19 protein-coding genes are annotated in these 19,425 nt (G+C 39.2%); all 19 read right to left on the bottom strand.

The genetic code is table 11. The features are described from left to right. Positions 1-654 (bottom strand): 30S ribosomal protein S3, encoded by a 654-nt coding sequence (rpsC, locus tag JNUCC52_RS14655; protein WP_069514333.1) that lies wholly within the window; start codon positions 652-654, stop codon positions 1-3. Between the two features lie 3 nt (positions 655-657). Continuing rightward, positions 658-1,002 carry a 50S ribosomal protein L22 gene (rplV, locus tag JNUCC52_RS14650; RefSeq protein WP_004233639.1) on the bottom strand — a complete coding sequence of 115 codons (345 nt, stop codon included), beginning with the start codon at positions 1,000-1,002 and terminating at the stop codon, positions 658-660. Positions 1,003-1,024: 22 nt separating this feature from the next. After that, positions 1,025-1,303 carry a 30S ribosomal protein S19 gene (gene rpsS / locus JNUCC52_RS14645; protein ID WP_004233637.1) on the bottom strand — a complete coding sequence of 93 codons (279 nt, stop codon included), beginning with the start codon at positions 1,301-1,303 and terminating at the stop codon, positions 1,025-1,027. A gap of 60 nt (positions 1,304-1,363) precedes the next feature. After that, positions 1,364-2,194, bottom strand: a complete 831-nt coding sequence (gene rplB, locus JNUCC52_RS14640; RefSeq protein WP_173479256.1) for a 50S ribosomal protein L2 — start codon at positions 2,192-2,194, stop codon at positions 1,364-1,366. Positions 2,195-2,241: 47 nt separating this feature from the next. After that, positions 2,242-2,526 carry a 50S ribosomal protein L23 gene (gene rplW, locus JNUCC52_RS14635; protein WP_036205532.1) on the bottom strand — a complete coding sequence of 95 codons (285 nt, stop codon included), beginning with the start codon at positions 2,524-2,526 and terminating at the stop codon, positions 2,242-2,244. Then, entirely contained in the window at positions 2,526-3,149 is a 624-nt protein-coding gene (rplD, locus tag JNUCC52_RS14630) for a 50S ribosomal protein L4 (protein ID WP_139859731.1), read from the bottom strand. The genes rplW and rplD overlap by 1 nt, the downstream gene beginning before the upstream one ends. A gap of 26 nt (positions 3,150-3,175) precedes the next feature. Next, complete coding sequence (gene rplC, locus JNUCC52_RS14625; protein ID WP_139859733.1) at positions 3,176-3,805, bottom strand: 50S ribosomal protein L3; 630 nt, start codon at positions 3,803-3,805, stop codon at positions 3,176-3,178. 46 nt (positions 3,806-3,851) lie between these two features. Continuing rightward, the gene (gene rpsJ, locus JNUCC52_RS14620) at positions 3,852-4,160 is read right to left on the bottom strand and encodes a 30S ribosomal protein S10 (protein WP_004233624.1); all 309 of its coding nucleotides are present in this window, start codon (positions 4,158-4,160) and stop codon (positions 3,852-3,854) included. Between the two features lie 367 nt (positions 4,161-4,527). Further along, positions 4,528-5,844: a Na+/H+ antiporter family protein gene (locus JNUCC52_RS14615; RefSeq protein ID WP_139859735.1), complete on the bottom strand. Its 1,317-nt coding sequence runs from the start codon at positions 5,842-5,844 to the stop codon at positions 4,528-4,530. Between the two features lie 199 nt (positions 5,845-6,043). Then, on the bottom strand, positions 6,044-8,023 hold the full coding sequence (locus tag JNUCC52_RS14610; RefSeq protein WP_337980217.1) for an FtsX-like permease family protein: 1,980 nt from the start codon (positions 8,021-8,023) through the stop codon (positions 6,044-6,046). Beyond that, on the bottom strand, positions 8,013-8,774 hold the full coding sequence (locus tag JNUCC52_RS14605; protein WP_173479254.1) for an ABC transporter ATP-binding protein: 762 nt from the start codon (positions 8,772-8,774) through the stop codon (positions 8,013-8,015). Before JNUCC52_RS14605 ends, JNUCC52_RS14610 begins: the two co-directional genes overlap by 11 nt. Before the next feature lie 96 nt (positions 8,775-8,870). Beyond that, complete coding sequence (locus JNUCC52_RS14600; RefSeq protein ID WP_337980216.1) at positions 8,871-9,893, bottom strand: sensor histidine kinase; 1,023 nt, start codon at positions 9,891-9,893, stop codon at positions 8,871-8,873. Then, positions 9,894-10,577: a response regulator transcription factor gene (locus JNUCC52_RS14595; protein WP_173479276.1), complete on the bottom strand. Its 684-nt coding sequence runs from the start codon at positions 10,575-10,577 to the stop codon at positions 9,894-9,896. 101 nt (positions 10,578-10,678) lie between these two features. Then, positions 10,679-11,866 carry an elongation factor Tu gene (gene tuf / locus JNUCC52_RS14590; RefSeq protein WP_173479253.1) on the bottom strand — a complete coding sequence of 396 codons (1,188 nt, stop codon included), beginning with the start codon at positions 11,864-11,866 and terminating at the stop codon, positions 10,679-10,681. 136 nt (positions 11,867-12,002) lie between these two features. Continuing rightward, positions 12,003-14,081: an elongation factor G gene (fusA, locus tag JNUCC52_RS14585; protein WP_139860379.1), complete on the bottom strand. Its 2,079-nt coding sequence runs from the start codon at positions 14,079-14,081 to the stop codon at positions 12,003-12,005. 42 nt (positions 14,082-14,123) lie between these two features. After that, positions 14,124-14,594 (bottom strand): 30S ribosomal protein S7, encoded by a 471-nt coding sequence (gene rpsG / locus JNUCC52_RS14580; protein WP_024364378.1) that lies wholly within the window; start codon positions 14,592-14,594, stop codon positions 14,124-14,126. Positions 14,595-14,743: 149 nt separating this feature from the next. Further along, positions 14,744-15,163 carry a 30S ribosomal protein S12 gene (gene rpsL, locus JNUCC52_RS14575; protein ID WP_010860613.1) on the bottom strand — a complete coding sequence of 140 codons (420 nt, stop codon included), beginning with the start codon at positions 15,161-15,163 and terminating at the stop codon, positions 14,744-14,746. Between the two features lie 98 nt (positions 15,164-15,261). Further along, the gene (locus JNUCC52_RS14570; RefSeq protein ID WP_024364379.1) at positions 15,262-15,510 is read right to left on the bottom strand and encodes a ribosomal L7Ae/L30e/S12e/Gadd45 family protein; all 249 of its coding nucleotides are present in this window, start codon (positions 15,508-15,510) and stop codon (positions 15,262-15,264) included. A 138-nt stretch (positions 15,511-15,648) separates the two neighbouring features. Next, entirely contained in the window at positions 15,649-19,335 is a 3,687-nt protein-coding gene (gene rpoC, locus JNUCC52_RS14565; RefSeq protein ID WP_173479252.1) for a DNA-directed RNA polymerase subunit beta', read from the bottom strand. Positions 19,336-19,425 lie beyond the last annotated feature (90 nt).

Genomic DNA, 19,425 nt, shown 5'->3' with positions numbered 1-19,425 from the left:
TTATTTGCCTCCTTCCACAGATTTCTTCGTAGGAAGAACTTCACCACGGTAGATCCATACTTTAACGCCTAATTTACCGTAAGTAGTGTCAGCTTCTGCGTGTGCATAATCAATGTCAGCACGTAGAGTATGAAGTGGAACAGTTCCTTCACTATAATGTTCAGCACGCGCGATATCAGCGCCACCTAAACGACCAGATACTTGTGTTTTAATTCCTTTTGCACCAGCACGCATTGTGCGTTGGATTGCTTGCTTTTGCGCACGACGGAATGAAACACGGTTTTCTAATTGACGAGCGATGTTTTCAGCTACTAGACGAGCGTCAAGATCAGCACGTTTAATTTCGATAATGTTGATGTGTACACGTTTACCAGTTAGTTCGCCAAGGTATTTACGAAGGTTTTCAACTTCCGTACCACCTTTACCGATTACCATCCCTGGTTTAGCAGTGTGAATTGTAATGTTTACACGGTTTGCAGCACGTTCGATTTCAACTTTAGAAACAGAAGCGTCTTTAAGAGCCGTTTCAATATATTTACGCACTTTGATGTCTTCGTGAAGTAGAGTTGCATAGTCTTTTTCAGCGTACCATTTTGACTCCCAGTCACGAATAATACCAACGCGCAGTCCTATTGGATGTACTTTTTGACCCACGGATTAACCCTCCTTCTTCTCAGATACCACTAAAGTGATGTGGCTTGTGCGTTTGTTAATTGCGCTTGCACGTCCTTGTGCACGTGGACGGAAACGTTTTAATGTTGGACCTTCATCAACGAATACTTCAGAAACAACTAAAGAGTTGATGTCTAGATCGTAGTTGTGCTCAGCATTAGCAACTGCAGATTTTAATACTTTCTCAACGACTGGAGACGCCGCTTTTGGAGTATGACGTAAAATTGCAACTGCCTCACCTACTTGCTTACCTCGGATTAAGTCTACAACTAGACGAACTTTACGAGGAGCGATACGTACTGTGCGAGCGATAGCTTTAGCTTGTGTCATTAGGAATTACCTCCTCTCAAAATTAGCGTCTTGTTTTCTTGTCGTCTGCACCGTGACCTTTATAAGTACGAGTCGGTGCGAATTCACCAAGTTTGTGGCCTACCATATCTTCTGTTACGTATACAGGAACATGTTTACGTCCATCATATACAGCAATTGTTAATCCGATGAAGTTCGGGAAGATTGTAGAACGGCGAGACCAAGTTTTGATAACTTGTTTCTTCTCAGAAGCCTCTTGTGCTTCCACTTTTTTCATTAAGTGGTCGTCAACAAAAGGTCCTTTTTTCAAACTGCGACCCATGTAGGAACCTCCCTCTGTGATTCCACCACGGCTCTCACATAGAACCGTAGTTTAACCACTTTATTTTTTACGACTACGGATGATGAATTTATCCGATTTGTTTTTCTTGTTACGAGTTTTGTAACCAAGTGCTGGTTTACCCCAAGGAGTCATTGGTGATTTACGTCCGATTGGAGAACGTCCTTCACCACCACCGTGTGGGTGATCGTTAGGGTTCATTACAGAACCACGAACTGTTGGGCGTTTACCTAACCAACGGCTACGACCTGCTTTACCGATGTGTACAAGTTCGTGTTGTTCGTTACCAACTTGACCGATTGTAGCGCGGCAAGTAGCAAGAACTAAACGTACTTCACCAGATTGTAGACGAACGATTACGTATTTGTCTTCACGACCAAGTACTTGCGCAGAAGTACCAGCAGAACGTACTAATTGTCCACCTTTACCAGGTTTTAACTCGATGTTATGGATTGTTGTACCCATTGGAATGTTTGCTAATGGTAATGTGTTACCTACTTTAATATCAGCATCTGGACCAGATACAATTGTTTGACCAACCTCTAGACCTTTTGGTGCTAAGATGTAAGCTTTTGCTCCATCAGCGTAATTGATTAATGCGATATTCGCAGAACGGTTTGGATCATATTCGATAGTAGCAACTTTCGCTGGAATGCCATCTTTAATACGCTTGAAATCGATGACACGATATTGCTTCTTATGACCACCACCATGATGACGAACAGTGATTTTACCTTGGTTGTTACGACCAGCTTTGCGTTTAGTTGGTTCAAGCAATGATTTCTCAGGCTTGTTTGTTGTAATTTCCGCAAAGTCTAAAGACGTCATATTACGACGACCATTAGAGGTAGGTTTATACTTTTTAATCGCCATTGTGTTTCCCTCCTTCTTGATTGTTCAAATCATAAATCCATAAAGGATTACATTTCGAATAATTCGATGTCTTTGCTGTCCGCAGTTAGTTTAACAATCGCTTTACGACGTTTGTTAGTATAACCACCGTAACGGCCAACGCGTTTGAATTTACCTTTGTAGTTAAGAACGTTTACTTTCTCAACGTTTACGCCAAAGATTTCTTCTACAGCGTCTTTTACTTGAGTTTTGTTAGCGCGAGTGTCTACTTCGAAAGTATACTTTTTCTCTGCCATAAGTTCTGAAGAACGCTCAGTAATGACCGGACGTTTTAAAATATCACGTGCTTCCATTATCCAAGCACCTCCTCAACTTTTTCTACTGCAGACTTAGTGAATACAACTTTTTCGTGACCTAATAGATCAAGAACGTTGATTCCGTTTGCAGTTAAAACTGTTACACCAGGGATGTTACGAGCTGATAAAGCTACGTTTTCATCAAGGTCAGCAGTTACGAATAAAGATTTTTTCTCTAAAGAAAGATCTTTAAGGATTTTTGTGAATTCTTTTGTTTTTGGTGCTGCTAGTGTAAGAGCATCAAGAACTAAGAAGTTTTGTTCTACTACTTTAGCTGATAAAGCAGATTTAAGAGCTAAACGACGAACTTTTTTAGGTAATTTATAAGAATAGCTACGTGGAGTTGGACCGAATACGATACCACCGCCGCGCCATTGTGGAGAACGGATAGAACCTTGACGAGCACGACCAGTTCCTTTTTGACGCCATGGCTTACGACCACCACCAGCAACTTCAGAACGGTTTTTAACCTTATGATTACCTTGACGTAGAGAAGCGCGTTGTGCAACTACTGCGTCGAATAATACTGCTTCATTTGGCTCGATTCCGAAGATCGCTTCGTTTAACTCGATTTCACCAACTGAAGCACCTGTTTGACTAAGTACAGATACTTTTGTCATTCCTGTTTCCTCCTTTCTTGAAGTGATTAGTTAGCTTTAATTGCAGTTTTAACTGTAACTAGAGCTTTTTTAGAACCAGGAACATTACCTTTAACAAGTAGTAGGTTACGGTCCGCATCAACTTTAACGATTTCTAAGTTTTGGATTGTAACTACTGTGCCACCCATTTGACCAGGTAATTTCTTTTGTTTAAATACGCGGTTCGGAGCAACTGGACCCATTGAACCAGGACGACGGTGATAACGAGAACCGTGGGCCATAGGACCACGAGATTGACCGTGGCGTTTAATAACACCTTGGAAACCTTTACCTTTAGTAACTCCTGTTACATCAATTACATCGCCTTCTGCGAAAATTTCTACTTTGACTTCTTGACCAACTTCGTATTCTTCAACGTTCACGTTGCGGAATTCACGAATGAAGCGCTTAGGAGCAGTATTCGCTTTTGCTACGTGACCTTGTTCTGGTTTGTTAGAAAGCTTAACGCGCTTATCTTCGAAACCAACTTGAATCGCTTCGTAGCCGTCTGTTTCAACAGTTTTCTTTTGAAGAACTACGTTTGGAGTAGCTTCGATAACTGTTACCGGGATTAAATCGCCGTTTTCAGCGAAAACTTGTGTCATACCAATTTTTCTACCTAAGATTCCTTTAGCCATTTGTCACACCTCCTGTAAGTTTTAAAAAGTTATATTGTTTTTACCATTAAAGTTTGATTTCAATATCAACGCCAGATGGTAAATCAAGTTTCATTAACGCATCAACAGTTTGTGGTGTTGGGTTAACGATATCGATCAGACGTTTATGCGTACGCATCTCGAATTGTTCACGAGAGTCTTTGTACTTGTGAACAGCACGTAGAATTGTGTACACAGACTTCTCAGTTGGAAGTGGAATCGGACCTGATACACTTGCACCTGAACGTTTTGCAGTCTCCACAATTTTCTCTGCAGACTGATCTAAAATACGGTGATCATACGCTTTTAAACGAATACGAATCTTTTGTTTTGCCATTATTTTCCCTCCTTCTCGCCTATTTTCTAGACATTCTCCACGAAAATTCTCCAACGCACCGCCATGGCAAAGCGGCCGGGTGTGTCGGCAACCTCTCGTTTCATCGCAGTCAAAGACCAACATTCAACATTATATACAATAAAAAAAGAATAAGCAAGTCTTTTCGCTAAATTCTTTTAAATGTTGTAGATTTTCTTTACTACTAATATTTCTCGCTTATTTAAGCCGTTTACTAGTATATATAATTTCTAATGATTTTGCAACAGATAACCTAATACCATCAACGTTTTCGGACATTTCTAATAATGAGTGTATATCTATAAAGGATAAAAAGCAGTCTCTAAAGTTTAGAAACTGCTTTCAAGCATTATAGAAAGAATACACAAGCAATCCAACCAAATATAACAAGTGGTATGTTTATAAAGATAAACGTCGGTACACATGTATCCCAAATATGATTATGCTGTCCATCAACATTTAAGCCAGCTGTTGGACCTAACGTTGAATCTGATGCAGGTGATCCTGCGTCGCCTAATGCGCCTGCTGTACCTATTAAACACAGAATCGCTAAAGGGCTCATCCCTAACCCTTGAGCTAAAGGAACAAATAAGGTCGCAATAATCGGCACAGTAGCAAATGAAGAGCCGATTCCCATTGTTACTATTAACCCGATTACTAGCATTAGGAATACCGCTAGGCTTTTATTGCCTTGAAGAAGTGCTAGTGAGCTTGTAATTAAGCTCTCTACATCACCTGTTGCATTGATAACTGATGCAAACCCATTTGCTGCAATCATTACAAAGCCAATGAACGCCATCATTTTCATTCCCTCAGATAATATCTCATCTGCCTCTTTCCATTTAAGGGCGCCTGTGAAATACATAATCATTATTCCTGCAAAAGCGCCGACAATCATAGAATCCGTACTGATTTGTGCATATAAAGAAACAATTAACGCGATCACAGTTGAAATAATAACCGATTTGCTTACCTTCACATTTAAAGTTGTTGTTTCCACATCATTATTCTGATATTTCCGTGGTTTACGATAAACAAAGAACGCTATAGCTAATCCAACCAACATGCCTAAGATAGGTATGGCCATTGCTGCTGGAACATCACTTGCCTTTGCCACCATGCCAGCATTCGTAACTTGCGTTGACACAATCTCTTGAAAAATCGCTCCGAAGCCAGCTGGTACGAAGCTATAAGTACCAATCAAACCAACCGCAATTAATGTTGCGATAATTCTTCGATCTACTTCCAGCATATTTAAAACCTTTAAAATAGGTGGTATTAGTAATGGAATAAACGCTATATGAATTGGGATTAAATTTTGAGAGAAAATCGCCATCATAAAAATAAGAAGAAAAATGAGTACTTTTACTAAGCCCTTCCTATTACTAGAGCCATTTTTATTTAACATATTTAATATACCTGAAATCATCAACTCAGGTATTCCCGTTTTCGAGATGGCTATCGCAAAACCACCAAGTAATCCATAGCTTAGCGCGATCGTGGCACCTGCACCTAATCCTTCTGTAAATGACTCGACTGTTGCTTGAATACCCATGCCGCTTGCTAAGCCTCCTGCAAAGGCTCCTAACACAAGTGAAAGAACTACATTGATTCTAAGCAAACTCAATATTAACATAACAGCTACTGCCACAATTACCGCATTCATAAAGACACTTCACTTTCACACACTAGATTGTTAATATGTTAAACTTTAATATTCAGACAAACGAAAGTCAAGCAGTTCTTTCTTCATAACAAAAAGGCCGAAAAGTATGAAATCTCTCCTTTCTCGTTCCATGAGCAAAAAAACAGCATGATCTTTATCAGACCACACTGTTTTTTGGAGTTTCTACCTATTTAAATGTCTACAGAGACTCTCTAATTACTTTTTTATAATAACCAACTGACAGTACCGCAAATATTGCATATAACGCTATATAACAGCTCATCGCAATCCATAAGGGTGTTGTTAACTCTGTACCAAATAAAAACCATCCTGATTTCACCGCGAAGTAACTATGAAGTAGCCCGATTAATAATGGAACACCAAAATTAAATGCTTGTTTCATAAAGATTCCCTTCATAATATCACGTTCAGAAAAGCCAATTTTTCGTAAAATGGTATAAGCTCCCCGTTCCTCTTCTGCTTCAGACATTTGTTTAAAGTATAGGATGCTACCAGTTGTCATTAAAAATGCTAAACCTAAAAATGCTGTTGTAAAAATTGTTAAGCCAAGTGACTCGATATTTCCCTTACGCTCAGCCTCAAAGGAATCAATTATATAGCTTTGAGAATTGCCATCAGTATCTACAATAGAAATAACATTGGCGCCCGATTCTTTATACAATCTTTCAGCTAGATCAAGGTCAGTCTTTGACTGCAGCATAATAGAAGTTTGTTTATGCCAAGGGAAAAGCTTAGCCTGAGTAGACAACTTATCAAACAATGCGTCAGATACTACAAAAATGGGTCCTCCGCCTCCAGCCGTTATTGTCCCACCAATAATACTTTCCTCGTGAATAGCTTTGACATGCACTGTTTCTTTAAGGTCACCTGCAGACACTACTAAATCACGGTCCTTTTCTAAAGGAAACATCTCGGCCATATAGCCACCGTAATTAGTTAAAATCACGTCATTACCCGAAATTGAAGCATTCGGTGATTTTTTTTGATAATCAGAAAGGGGAATTGTATAAATCGTTCCTTCCATATTATAAAAAGGGCTATCTTGTTGTTCATCCGCCATTAATTGGGCGATTGATGCTGTAACGCCTTGTAAACGATATTCAATCTTATCATAAGCGATATGATTGTCCTCTAGCTTATTTAAAAATGCCTGGCCTTGATTTTCATGCAAAATATAATCTCCAGGTACTTGGCTATAAGCAGAAGCTTCTGAAGAATAATACGAAATATATGCTAGTGTTGTAATCCCAAGAGATACACCTGTTAAAACAGTAATGAGTGTCAATGATTTAGCATTACTTTTCATGCGATGCATAATTGGTGTTAACGCTAATACATCGTGGACAGACAAGTGTCCATTTTTCTTTAAACGAATGGTATTTAATATAAACGCTACGGAGAAACGAAAAACTAAGAACGTTCCACCAATTGTAGTAGCTAAAATTATAATCATATTTACAAATAAATTGCCTGCATTATTAATATCAAATAGCTTTGTTGATGCATAGTAGCCATATGCAATAAACACTAACCCTAAAAATCCGATAATCATTTGTAATGGATTGAATCGTTTCACACGCTCATCGGCTTGTTTAGCAGCGCTAAATAATGATAGTAGCGATACACGGTGGATCATCCACGTCATTTGAATCAAGACAACTACTAGTAAAATAGCGAAAACGATAATCGATTGCTGTAATGCCTGTGTACTAAAGGTCATCGTCACAAGTGATTCTTTTTCAAGTAAACGCAATAAAATCATTGCGATTAGGCGAGAGCTAAAGAAACCTACTAGCATACCTACAACGACAGCTCCAACAAATAATAAAATACTTTCTAACGCCAATAATCGCACAATCAGACCTTTCGTCATTCCAATTAGCTGATAAAGCCCGATTTCTTTACTGCGACGCTTCATAAATAAATGGTTAGCATACAAAACGAAAAATAAAATAATAAAGTACAAAATATACGTTGCAGCTTTAAATCCTGCTGATGCAGTACCACTCTTCTGGACTGTATTGAACACTTCGCCATTGTGCTGTAATGTCACAAAGGAAAAATAGAGCGTCACACTGAAAATAAGTGCGAAAAAGTATAAATAATAATGCTTCATATTTTTCTTCATGCTTCGGAACACAAGCTTACTAAGACTCATAACCGTCACCGCCTAGCACACTTTGCGTATGCATGATTTCTTGGAAAAACGCCTGTCTTGTCTTATCACCTTTATACAACTCACTGTAAATAAGTCCATCTTTTAAAAACAAAACACGTGTACAGAAACTTGCAGCTACCGCATCATGCGTAACCATCATAATCGTCGCCTTTTTCGTTTCATTAATGCTTTGTAAGTTTTTCAGCAATGCTGTTGCTGATTTTGAATCGAGTGCACCAGTAGGCTCATCTGCAAATACCATCGACGGATTTGTAATTAACGCACGAGCAGCCGACGTTCTTTGCTTCTGACCTCCTGATATTTCATTCGGATATTTATTTAAAATATCTGCAATACCGAGTAGATAAGTTAGCTCCTTTACGCGGCTTTCTGCAACAGCTTTTGGTAGCTTACCAATAGCTAATGGTAATAAAATATTTTCTTTAACTGTTAATGTGTCCAATAAATTATAGTCTTGGAATATGAAACCGAGCTGTTCACGACGGAAATTAGCTAACGCCTTTTCCTTCATTCCTCTTAAACTTTGGCCATTTATTTCAATGACACCTTCCGTTGCAAAGTCAATCGAACATAAAACATTTAATAGTGTCGTCTTGCCTGAGCCCGAGGGACCCATAATACCAACAAATTCACCTTCATTTACTTCTAAATCTATACCTTTCAGCACTTCTTGCGCCGTTGACTTTTTACCATATACTTTTTTTACTTTACGTCCAATTAAAACTGCCACAGGTTAACTCCCCTTTCTATACTCCAAGTGTACCCCGTCTGCTTATTCTTTTCGTTCGTTTTACATGACAATATAAAAAGGTAGGTGACAATTTCGTCATCTACCTGTTAGTTTGACATATTCATTTTGTAATGGAAATCGTAACGTAAATACTGAGCCTTCCCCTACAACTGATTGTACGCTAATACGGACGCCGATTTTTTGCGCGATATTTTGTGCTAAATACAAGCCCATCCCCGTTGATTGTGCAGATTCTCTTCCAGCCGTACCTGTATAGGATTTCTGAAAAATTCGAGGTAGGTCCTCTGCACGAATACCCATGCCTGCATCCTTAATATGTAGCAATGTTGCCCCCGACGAATCAATTTCTGTAAAAATAAAAATCTCGGATTTTACAGGGCTGTATTTTATGGCGTTGGATAGGAGTTGTCTAACAATGAATGCAATCCATTTACTATCTGTCATGACGTTTTCAGTTAATTCTCCTATATCAAAACCTATATCTTTCTCTAAACACCAAGCCTGCATTGCTCGGATTTCTTTAAAAACAACTGTTCGTAGCTCGATTTCTGTTAAATAATTATCATTTTCTATAGAAGCCAGGCGTGTTTGATGTAATTGCTGATCAACCAATAGATGGAGCCTGAGCCACTCCTTCTCTAATTTTCTACGCAAAGTTAAATCTTCAATATGGTCTAACATTAAATTAATCGTTGTTAGTGGCGCCTTCACCTCATGTACCCAAGCAAGAAGCTCATCGGCATACTCCTGTAGCTGCACCTTTGCATTATTTAATTCAGTATCCTTGTCATCAAAGACATCTTCAATTTTTTTATAATACGTTTTTTGAAACGGTGATAAAGCTAAACTTTTAGTATGCGGGTCATCAAGTCGACTATCCACATTTCCCAGGAAATCTTTCAACTGGCCAACTTCTCTTATATAACGCCATATTAAAAATAATGAAAAAGTAACGAGCATGATAATATTGACGTACCAAATAGAGACACCAACTAACCCTACATCTAAAGAAAATAATATGTTAAGTATAATGATAAGAAAAACGAAAAACCCAATCCAGGCAAGCCGTTCTCTTAAAAACAATAATAGCATTTTCATTTATGACCCCTGCGTTACGGCTATATAACCAAGCCCCTTTTTTGTCACAATGACTTCCTGTAAACCTATATCCTCTAGCTTTGTACGTAAACGATTAACATTTACCGATAATGTATTGTCATTGACAAAACGCTCATCGTCCCATAACTTCCTCATTAAGTCTTCTCTCGATACAATTTGATTGGCCTTTTCCAATAAAATTCGTAAAATAAATAATTCATTTTTAGTTAAGGAAACGAGCTCGCCCTTAAACATAATTTCACCCCGTGCATAATCAAGAACAGCCCCATTAAAACGAGTAACATCCATTGCTTCTTCAACATAGTCATAAGTACGACGTAAAATGGCTTGTACTTTTGCAATTAACACTTCCATATGGAAAGGCTTTTGAATAAAATCATCTGCACCCATTTGCATAGCCATCACCATATCCATCGGATGATCTCGGGAGGATAGAAAGAGAATGGGTACTTTCGAAATATGTCTTATTTCACGACACCAATGAAAGCCGTCATATGCTGGTAGCTGTATATCAATTAATACAAGTTGAGGCTTCTCTTCTATAAAATCATCCATCACCTTTTGAAAATCATTCGGTCCTACTACTTGTAAAGACCATTGCGTAAAACGCTCTTGTATCATCGCAAAAATTGATGGATCATCTTCTATCAATAAAACCTTCATTTCCATATTGCAGTCACTCCTTTCGCATTTTTATTTTAACATAAAAAACCAATCTGTAAGCGTCCCTACAGATTGGTTTTAAAATTAGCATATGCTAAAAATTATTTTTGGATAGTAGCTACTACGCCAGCGCCTACAGTACGGCCACCCTCACGGATAGAGAATTTAGTACCTTCTTCAAGAGCGATTGGAGCGATAAGTTCTACTGTCATTTCGATGTTATCACCAGGCATTACCATTTCAACGCCTTCTGGTAAGTTACAGATACCTGTTACGTCAGTTGTACGGAAGTAGAACTGAGGACGGTAGTTAGAGAAGAATGGAGTATGACGGCCACCCTCTTCTTTAGATAAAACGTAAACTTCAGCTTTGAAGTTTGTGTGTGGAGTGATTGAGCCTGGTTTAGCTAATACTTGACCACGTTGGATATCTTCACGAGCTACACCACGAAGTAAAGCACCGATGTTGTCACCAGCTTCAGCGTAGTCTAATAATTTACGGAACATTTCAACGCCAGTTACAGTTGTAGATTTAGCTTCTTCAGCGATACCTACGATTTCAACTACGTCACCAACTTTAACTTGACCACGTTCAACACGGCCAGTTGCAACTGTACCACGACCAGTGATAGAGAATACGTCCTCTACTGGCATCATGAATGGTTTGTCAGTTTGACGTTCTGGAGTTGGGATGTAAGAATCTACAGCGTCCATTAATTCAACGATTTTTTCTTCCCATTCTGCTTCGCCTTCAAGAGCTTTAAGAGCAGAACCTTTGATTACAGGAATATCGTCGCCTGGGAAGTCATATTCAGATAGTAGGTCACGGATTTCCATTTCTACTAATTCTAATAATTCTTCGTCATCAACCATATCACATTTGTTCATGAATACTACTAAGTATGGAACACCTACTTGACGAGATAAAAGGATGTGTTCACGAGTTTGTGGCATTGGGCCATCAGCAGCAGATACTACTAAGATACCGCCGTCCATTTGTGCAGCACCAGTGATCATGTTTTTAACATAGTCAGCGTGTCCTGGGCAGTCAACGTGTGCATAGTGACGAGTTTCTGTTTCATATTCTACGTGAGAAGTGTTGATTGTGATACCACGTTCTTTTTCTTCTGGTGCGTTATCGATATCAGCGTAAGATTTAGCTGTACCACCCATTTTTTTAGAAAGAACTGTAGCGATTGCAGCAGTTAAAGTTGTTTTACCATGGTCAACGTGTCCGATTGTACCAATGTTAGCATGCGTTTTTGAACGGTCAAATTTTTCTTTAGCCATTAGAGATTGCCTCCTCGAAATTGTATGTTTTATTTTAAAAATTTATAGAATGAATGCTGATAGAGAACGGGCCCATCCTCTATCCTGCAATCATAGCTTACAAATTAGTTATACTTTATGCAAGATGAAAATTCAATTATTCACCTTTATTTTTTTTGATGATGTCAGCAGCAATTGATTTTGGTACTTCTTCATAATGATCAAATGTCATTGAGAATACACCGCGACCTTGAGTTGCTGAACGAAGAGTTGTTGCGTAACCAAACATTTCCGAAAGTGGAACCATTGCACGAACAACTTGTGAGTTACCGCGAGCATCCATACCCTCAACGCGTCCGCGACGAGAAGTAATGTTACCCATGATATCACCAAGGTACTCTTCAGGAATTACAACTTCTACTTTCATCATTGGTTCTAAAATTACAGCATCACATTGTTTAGCTGCTTCTTTAAGAGCCATAGAAGCTGCGATTTTGAACGCCATCTCATTCGAGTCAACGTCATGGTAAGAACCGAATACTAATTTCGCTTTAATGTCGATTAGTGGGTAACCAGCTACTACACCGCGGTCAAGAGAGTCACGAAGACCTGCTTCAACTGCAGGGATGTATTCACGAGGTACAACACCACCAACGATAGCGTTTTCGAATTCAAAGCCTTTACCTTCTTCATTTGGAGAGAACTCAATCGTTACGTCACCATATTGTCCACGACCACCAGATTGGCGAGTGAATTTACCTTGAACTTTTGCAGAGCTACGGAATGTTTCACGGTAAGATACCATTGGAGCACCAACGTTAGCTTCTACTTTAAATTCACGGCGCATACGGTCAACTAAGATATCAAGGTGAAGTTCACCCATACCTGAGATGATTGTTTGTCCAGTTTCTGTGTCAGTGTGAGCACGGAAAGTTGGATCCTCTTCTTGAAGTTTTTGTAAAGCTTGACCCATTTTATCTTGGTCAGCTTTTGATTTTGGTTCTACAGAAAGAGAAATTACTGGTTCTGGGAACTCCATTGATTCAAGAATAACTAGGTTTTTCTCGTCACAAAGTGTATCACCAGTAGTAGTATCTTTAAGACCTACTGCAGCAGCAATATCCCCTGCGAATACTTTAGAAATCTCTTCACGAGAGTTAGCGTGCATTTGTAGGATACGACCTACACGTTCACGTTTACCTTTAGAAGAGTTTTGTACGTATGAACCTGCATCTAATGTTCCAGAGTACACACGGAAGAAAGTTAATTTACCTACGAATGGGTCAGTCATAACTTTGAATGCAAGAGCTGAGAATGGCTCTTCATCAGAAGATTTACGTTCTAACTCTTCGTCACCATCAACTGAAGTACCTTTGATTGCTGGTACATCAACTGGAGATGGTAAGTAATCGATAACTGCATTTAACATTGGGCGTACGCCTTTGTGTTTGAATGCTGTACCACAGATTACTGGGTAGAATTCTACTGCAATTGTAGCACGACGGATAGCCGCTTTAAGCTCAGCTACAGTGATTTCTTCGCCTTCTAAATATTTTTCCATGATTTCTTCATCAACACTTGCAACAGCGTCGATTAATTTTTCACGGTATTCTTCAGCCATTTCGCGGTGTTCTTCAGGAATTTCACCTTCAGTTACTGCAGTACCTTTTTCGTCGCCGTAGAAAGTTGCTTTCATTTCAACTAAGTCAATGATAGCAGAGAACTGATCTTCAGCTCCGATAGGTAATTGGATTGGGTGAGCGTTTGCTTGTAAACGGTCATGTAGAGTACCTACTGAATACAAGAAGTCTGCACCTGTTTTATCCATTTTGTTAATGAATACGATACGTGGAACACCGTATGTTGTAGCTTGACGCCATACAGTTTCAGTTTGTGGCTCAACACCAGATTGAGCATCTAGAACTGTTACAGCACCGTCAAGTACGCGTAAAGAACGCTCTACTTCTACAGTGAAGTCTACGTGTCCAGGAGTATCGATGATGTTTACACGGTGGCCTGCCCATTGAGCTGTTGTCGCAGCAGAAGTGATAGTAATACCACGTTCTTGCTCTTGCTCCATCCAGTCCATTTGAGAAGCGCCTTCATGAGTTTCACCGATTTTGTGAATCTTACCTGTGTAATAAAGGATACGCTCAGTTGTTGTTGTTTTACCAGCATCAATGTGAGCCATGATCCCAATATTACGAGTATTCTCTAGAGAGAATTCGCGTTTCATTAGGTATTTCTCCTTCCATATTGGGCTTATGCTATGTTTAGATTACCAACGGTAGTGAGCGAATGCTTTGTTCGCTTCTGCCATTTTGTGCATATCTTCACGTTTCTTAACTGATGCACCAGTGTTGTTAGAAGCATCTAGAATTTCGTTAGCTAAACGCTCTTCCATAGTTTTTTCACCACGAAGACGAGAATAGTTAACTAGGTAACGAAGACCTAAAGTAGTACGACGTTCTGGACGAACTTCAACTGGTACTTGGTAGTTAGAACCACCAACACGGCGAGCACGTACTTCAAGAACTGGCATTACGTTGTTTAGAGCAGCTTCGAATACTTCGATTGGATTTTCACCTGAACGTTCTTTAACTAGTTCGAACGCACCGTATAAAATCTTTTGAGAAGTACCTCTTTTACCATCAACCATCATTTTATTGATTAAACGAGTTACTAGTTTTGAATTATAAATTGGATCTGGTAACACGTCACGTTTGGAAACAGGACCTTTACGAGGCATGTGTTTTCCTCCTTTCGAATAATTATCGATTTATTTTTATACGTTGGCCTTATACGAAGTTATCACTTATTGCGAAATCAGCTAGCATGATTTCAGTTTTGGTGATATCAACGTAAGACTCAACATTAGTTAACACTTAACGTGTTAAATTATTTTTTTTCTTTAGGGCGTTTTGTTCCGTATTTAGAACGTGATTGTAAACGACCGTTTACACCAGCTGTATCAAGAGCACCACGTACGATATGGTAACGAACACCCGCTAAGTCTTTTACGCGTCCGCCACGGATAAGAACAACACTGTGCTCTTGTAAGTTGTGGCCTTCACCTGGGATATAAGCTGTAACCTCAATTTGGTTAGTTAAACGTACACGAGCGTATTTACGTAACGCTGAGTTTGGTTTACGAGGTGTCATTGTACCTACACGAGTACAAACACCACGTTTTTGTGGAGATTTAACATCAGTTAAAGATTTTTTAAATGAGTTATATCCTTTGTTTAACGCTGGTGATTTTGATTTCGTGATTTTAGATTGACGAGGCTTACGTACTAATTGGTTAATTGTAGGCATCGGTATTTCCTCCCTTCATTTATTCCTTGTTAATACCACACATCCAGGTGGTTCATTTTTTGGGTAAAAACAAAGTCTTTGTGTTTTATACACAAAAACTAATCTACAGCAATCGCAACTACTGCAGCTCCAACATGGATTCCACAGGCTTTGCCCAGTTCCTTTTTAGACTCGACAAGAATAACTGGTATACCGATTTCTCTCGCGAAAGATATGGCCGAATCGGTTACCCAATTGTCTGCATCAAGTGCCACAAAAAGCTCTTTCACTAAACCAGCTTGCATTGCTTTTACTGCTTGCTTTGTACCAATGATTGTTTGACTAGCCCTTACTTTATCATAAGACATTTTCATATCCTCCGAAGTACAGACAGTTAACTATCAACCTTCAATATATTATCATTATCAATTTCTACTGTCAACTAATATCTTTAAAAAGTCCGAAGAGAGGGCGCTTTTACCATCTCTTCGGAGCTTTTGTTTAAGTTATTCAGCAGAAACTAAATCTTCTGCGTCAAGCTCATCTTTTTCAATGCGGATTTGACGATAACGTTGCATACCAGTACCTGCTGGAACAAGTTTACCAATAATTACGTTCTCTTTTAATCCTAGAAGTTCATCACGTTTACCTTTAATTGCAGCATCTGTTAACACACGAGTTGTTTCTTGGAATGATGCAGCAGATAAGAATGATTCAGTTTCTAGTGAAGCTTTAGTAATACCTAGAATTACTGGGCGACAAGTTGCAGGGTTTTTGCCGTTCATAACAGCATCTACATTTGCCTCTGAGAATTGGTGAATATCTAATAATGAACCAGGTAATAATTCTGTATCACCAGCTTCGATTACACGAACTTTACGAAGCATTTGACGTACCATTACTTCGATATGTTTGTCTCCAATTTCTACCCCTTGCATACGGTATACTTTTTGTACTTCTTTTAGTAAATATTCTTGAACTGTTGAAACGTCTTTTACTTTTAATAATTGTTTTGGATCGATAGAACCTTCTGTTAATACTTGACCACGTTCGATTGAGTCACCTTCGATAACTTTCAGACGTGCATTATATGGTGCTTGGTATTTACGAGTTTCTACGTCACCTTGAACTGTAATTTCTTTTAGACCTTCACGAATTTCAGTAATATCTGAAACCGTACCAGCAATCTCAGAAATGACAGATTGACCTTTTGGATTACGTGCTTCGAAAATCTCTTGGATACGTGGAAGACCTTGAGTAATATCGTCTCCAGCTACCCCACCTGTATGGAATGTACGCATTGTTAACTGAGTACCTGGTTCACCGATTGATTGAGCAGCAATAATACCAACAGCTTCCCCAACTTCAACTTTTTCACCAGTTGCTAAGTTCATGCCGTAACATTTTTTACATACACCATGTTTTGTATTACATGTGAATGCTGAACGGATTGTTACTTCCTCGATACCTGCTTCTGTAATAACACGCGCGACATCTTGGTCGATTAAACCGTCTTTTTCTAAAATTACATCGCCTGTTTCTGGATGGAAAATCGTTTTCTTCGTATGACGACCAACAATACGTTCGTCTAACGCTTCGATTAGTTCTGTACCTTCCATTAACGCTCCGATAGTTAAGCCGCGGTCAGTTCCACAATCATCTTCACGAACGATTACATCTTGTGCAACGTCAACAAGACGACGTGTTAAGTAACCTGAATCGGCAGTTTTTAGGGCTGTATCGGCAAGACCTTTACGAGCACCATGTGTTGAGATGAAGTATTCCAATACTGTTAAACCTTCACGGAATGAAGATTTGATTGGAAGTTCGATAATACGACCAGCCGGGTTGGCCATCAGACCACGCATACCAGCTAACTGTGTAAAGTTAGATGCGTTACCACGGGCACCTGAGTCAGACATCATGAAGATAGGGTTCGTTTTCTCAAGTGACTTCATCAGTTTTGATTGAATTTCATCTTTCGCTGCACTCCAGCTAGAGATAACACGGTCATAACGCTCTTCTTCTGTAATGAAACCACGACGGAATTGCGCTTGAACTTTATCTACTTTCTCTTGTGCTTCAGCTAGGATTTCACCTTTGTCTGGTAATACCACGATGTCAGATACACCAACAGTGATACCAGCGCGAGTTGAGTATTTGAAACCTAAGTTTTTCATGCGGTCAAGCATTTTAGATGTTTCAGTAATGTGGAAACGTTTAAACACTTCTGCAATGATATTTCCTAAGAATTTCTTGCGGAATGGGTTTACAACAGGTACTGATGCAAAATGTTTGCGTAGTACTGCTGAACGTTGTGCCTCTACTTTACCTTTTTCATCTAATTGGCTGTATGCAGCATCTGCTTCAAGCTCTGCTAAAGTTTCTTCGTCAATTGTTAAATTAGCGAAGTATTTTTCTGGTGTTACTTGCTCTAAGTTGAAATCAGTAGGTTCGTTAATGAACGGGAATGATTCAGGCAAGATTTCGTTAAAGATTACTTTACCCACAGTTGTTAGTAAGAACATGTTATTTTGTTCTTCTGTAAACGTTGGGTTGTTCAGTGAACTTGCTTTGATCGCGATACGTGTATGCAAGTGAACATGACCTGTATCATATGCGATTAAAACTTCGTTTGGTCCATAGAAAATTGAACCTTCACCACGAGCATCTTCGCGCTCAAGTGTTAAATAATAGTTACCTAATACCATATCTTGAGATGGTGTTACAACAGGTTTACCATCTTTCGGGTTTAGGATGTTTTGTGCAGCAAGCATTAAAAGACGAGCTTCAGCTTGTGCTTCAGCTGATAATGGTACGTGAACCGCCATTTGGTCACCATCGAAGTCAGCGTTGTAAGCTGTACATACTAATGGGTGAAGACGGATTGCACGGCCTTCAACAAGTGTTGGTTCAAACGCTTGGATACCAAGACGGTGAAGCGTTGGTGCACGGTTTAGTAATACTGGATGCTCACGGATTACATCTTCTAAAACGTCCCATACGTCGTTGTTTAAACGTTCGATTTTACGTTTAGCAGATTTAATATTATGCGCAAGACCACGTTCTACTAATTCTTTCATTACGAAAGGTTTAAATAGCTCAATCGCCATTTCCTTTGGTAGACCACATTGGTACATTTTTAAGTTAGGACCTACTACGATAACAGAACGACCAGAATAGTCTACACGTTTACCAAGTAAGTTTTGACGGAAACGACCTTGTTTCCCTTTTAACATATGTGAAAGAGATTTTAACGGACGGTTACCTGGGCCAGTTACTGGACGACCACGACGACCGTTATCGATTAATGCATCAACAGCTTCTTGTAACATACGTTTTTCGTTTTGAACGATAATGCTTGGTGCTCCAAGATCTAATAAACGTTTTAAACGGTTGTTACGGTTGATTACACGACGATATAAATCATTTAAGTCAGATGTTGCAAAACGACCACCATCTAATTGAACCATTGGACGAAGCTCCGGTGGAATAACAGGTAGTACATCCAAAATCATCCACTCTGGAGAGTTACCTGAGTTACGGAATGATTCTACTACTTCAAGACGTTTAATCGCACGTGTACGGCGTTGACCTTGTGCTGATTTTAACTCCTCTTTTAAAGAATGAGTTTCATCTTCAAGATCGATTTTACCAAGAAGCCTTTTGATTGCTTCTGCACCCATTGCTGCTTCGAAAGTTGCACCGAATTTTTCACGGTATGCACGGTACTCTTTTTCAGAAAGTAATTGCTTGCTCTCTAAGTTAGTAGCACCTGGTTCAATTACAACGTAAGATGCGAAGTAAATTACTTCTTCTAAAGCACGTGGAGACATATCTAAAATAAGACCCATACGGCTTGGAATACCTTTGAAGTACCAAATATGAGAAACTGGTGCAGCTAATTCGATGTGACCCATACGTTCACGACGAACTTTTGCACGTGTTACTTCAACGCCACAACGGTCACAAACTACGCCTTTATAGCGAACACGTTTGTATTTACCACAGTGACATTCCCAGTCTTTCGTAGGACCGAAAATACGTTCACAGAATAAACCATCTTTTTCTGGTTTTAATGTACGATAGTTAATTGTTTCTGGTTTTTTTACTTCACCATATGACCAAGAACGAATCTTGTCAGGGGATGCTAAACCAATTTTCATATATTCAAATTCATTAACGTCTATCAAGGAGCCTACCTCCCTCTAGTTATAGGTCTTTATAAAGACTCTTTTACGCAGCTCGACAATCGTTTGCAAAAATACCTTTTGACAAAAGAT

This window comes from Lysinibacillus sp. JNUCC-52 (assembly GCF_015999545.1).
In the GTDB taxonomy this organism is placed as follows: Bacteria; Bacillota; Bacilli; order Bacillales_A; family Planococcaceae; genus Lysinibacillus.
This window is presented reverse-complemented; position numbering and strand designations above follow the sequence as displayed.

What these genes read in the sequence shown, in the direction of transcription:
- rplV (WP_004233639.1), bottom strand. Translation starts at nt 1,002, where the DNA reads ATGACACAAGCTAAAGCTATCGCTCGCACAGTACGTATCGCTCCTCGT.
- rpsS (WP_004233637.1), bottom strand. Translation starts at nt 1,303, where the DNA reads ATGGGTCGCAGTTTGAAAAAAGGACCTTTTGTTGACGACCACTTAATG.
- rplB (WP_173479256.1), bottom strand. Translation starts at nt 2,194, where the DNA reads ATGGCGATTAAAAAGTATAAACCTACCTCTAATGGTCGTCGTAATATG.
- rplW (WP_036205532.1), bottom strand. Translation starts at nt 2,526, where the DNA reads ATGGAAGCACGTGATATTTTAAAACGTCCGGTCATTACTGAGCGTTCT.
- rplD (WP_139859731.1), bottom strand. Translation starts at nt 3,149, where the DNA reads ATGACAAAAGTATCTGTACTTAGTCAAACAGGTGCTTCAGTTGGTGAA.
- rplC (WP_139859733.1), bottom strand. Translation starts at nt 3,805, where the DNA reads ATGGCTAAAGGAATCTTAGGTAGAAAAATTGGTATGACACAAGTTTTC.
- rpsJ (WP_004233624.1), bottom strand. Translation starts at nt 4,160, where the DNA reads ATGGCAAAACAAAAGATTCGTATTCGTTTAAAAGCGTATGATCACCGT.
- JNUCC52_RS14615 (WP_139859735.1), bottom strand. Translation starts at nt 5,844, where the DNA reads ATGAATGCGGTAATTGTGGCAGTAGCTGTTATGTTAATATTGAGTTTG.
- JNUCC52_RS14610 (WP_337980217.1), bottom strand. Translation starts at nt 8,023, where the DNA reads ATGAGTCTTAGTAAGCTTGTGTTCCGAAGCATGAAGAAAAATATGAAG.
- JNUCC52_RS14600 (WP_337980216.1), bottom strand. Translation starts at nt 9,893, where the DNA reads ATGAAAATGCTATTATTGTTTTTAAGAGAACGGCTTGCCTGGATTGGG.
- JNUCC52_RS14595 (WP_173479276.1), bottom strand. Translation starts at nt 10,577, where the DNA reads ATGAAGGTTTTATTGATAGAAGATGATCCATCAATTTTTGCGATGATA.
- tuf (WP_173479253.1), bottom strand. Translation starts at nt 11,866, where the DNA reads ATGGCTAAAGAAAAATTTGACCGTTCAAAAACGCATGCTAACATTGGT.
- fusA (WP_139860379.1), bottom strand. Translation starts at nt 14,081, where the DNA reads ATGAAACGCGAATTCTCTCTAGAGAATACTCGTAATATTGGGATCATG.
- rpsG (WP_024364378.1), bottom strand. Translation starts at nt 14,594, where the DNA reads ATGCCTCGTAAAGGTCCTGTTTCCAAACGTGACGTGTTACCAGATCCA.
- rpsL (WP_010860613.1), bottom strand. Translation starts at nt 15,163, where the DNA reads ATGCCTACAATTAACCAATTAGTACGTAAGCCTCGTCAATCTAAAATC.
- JNUCC52_RS14570 (WP_024364379.1), bottom strand. Translation starts at nt 15,510, where the DNA reads ATGTCTTATGATAAAGTAAGGGCTAGTCAAACAATCATTGGTACAAAG.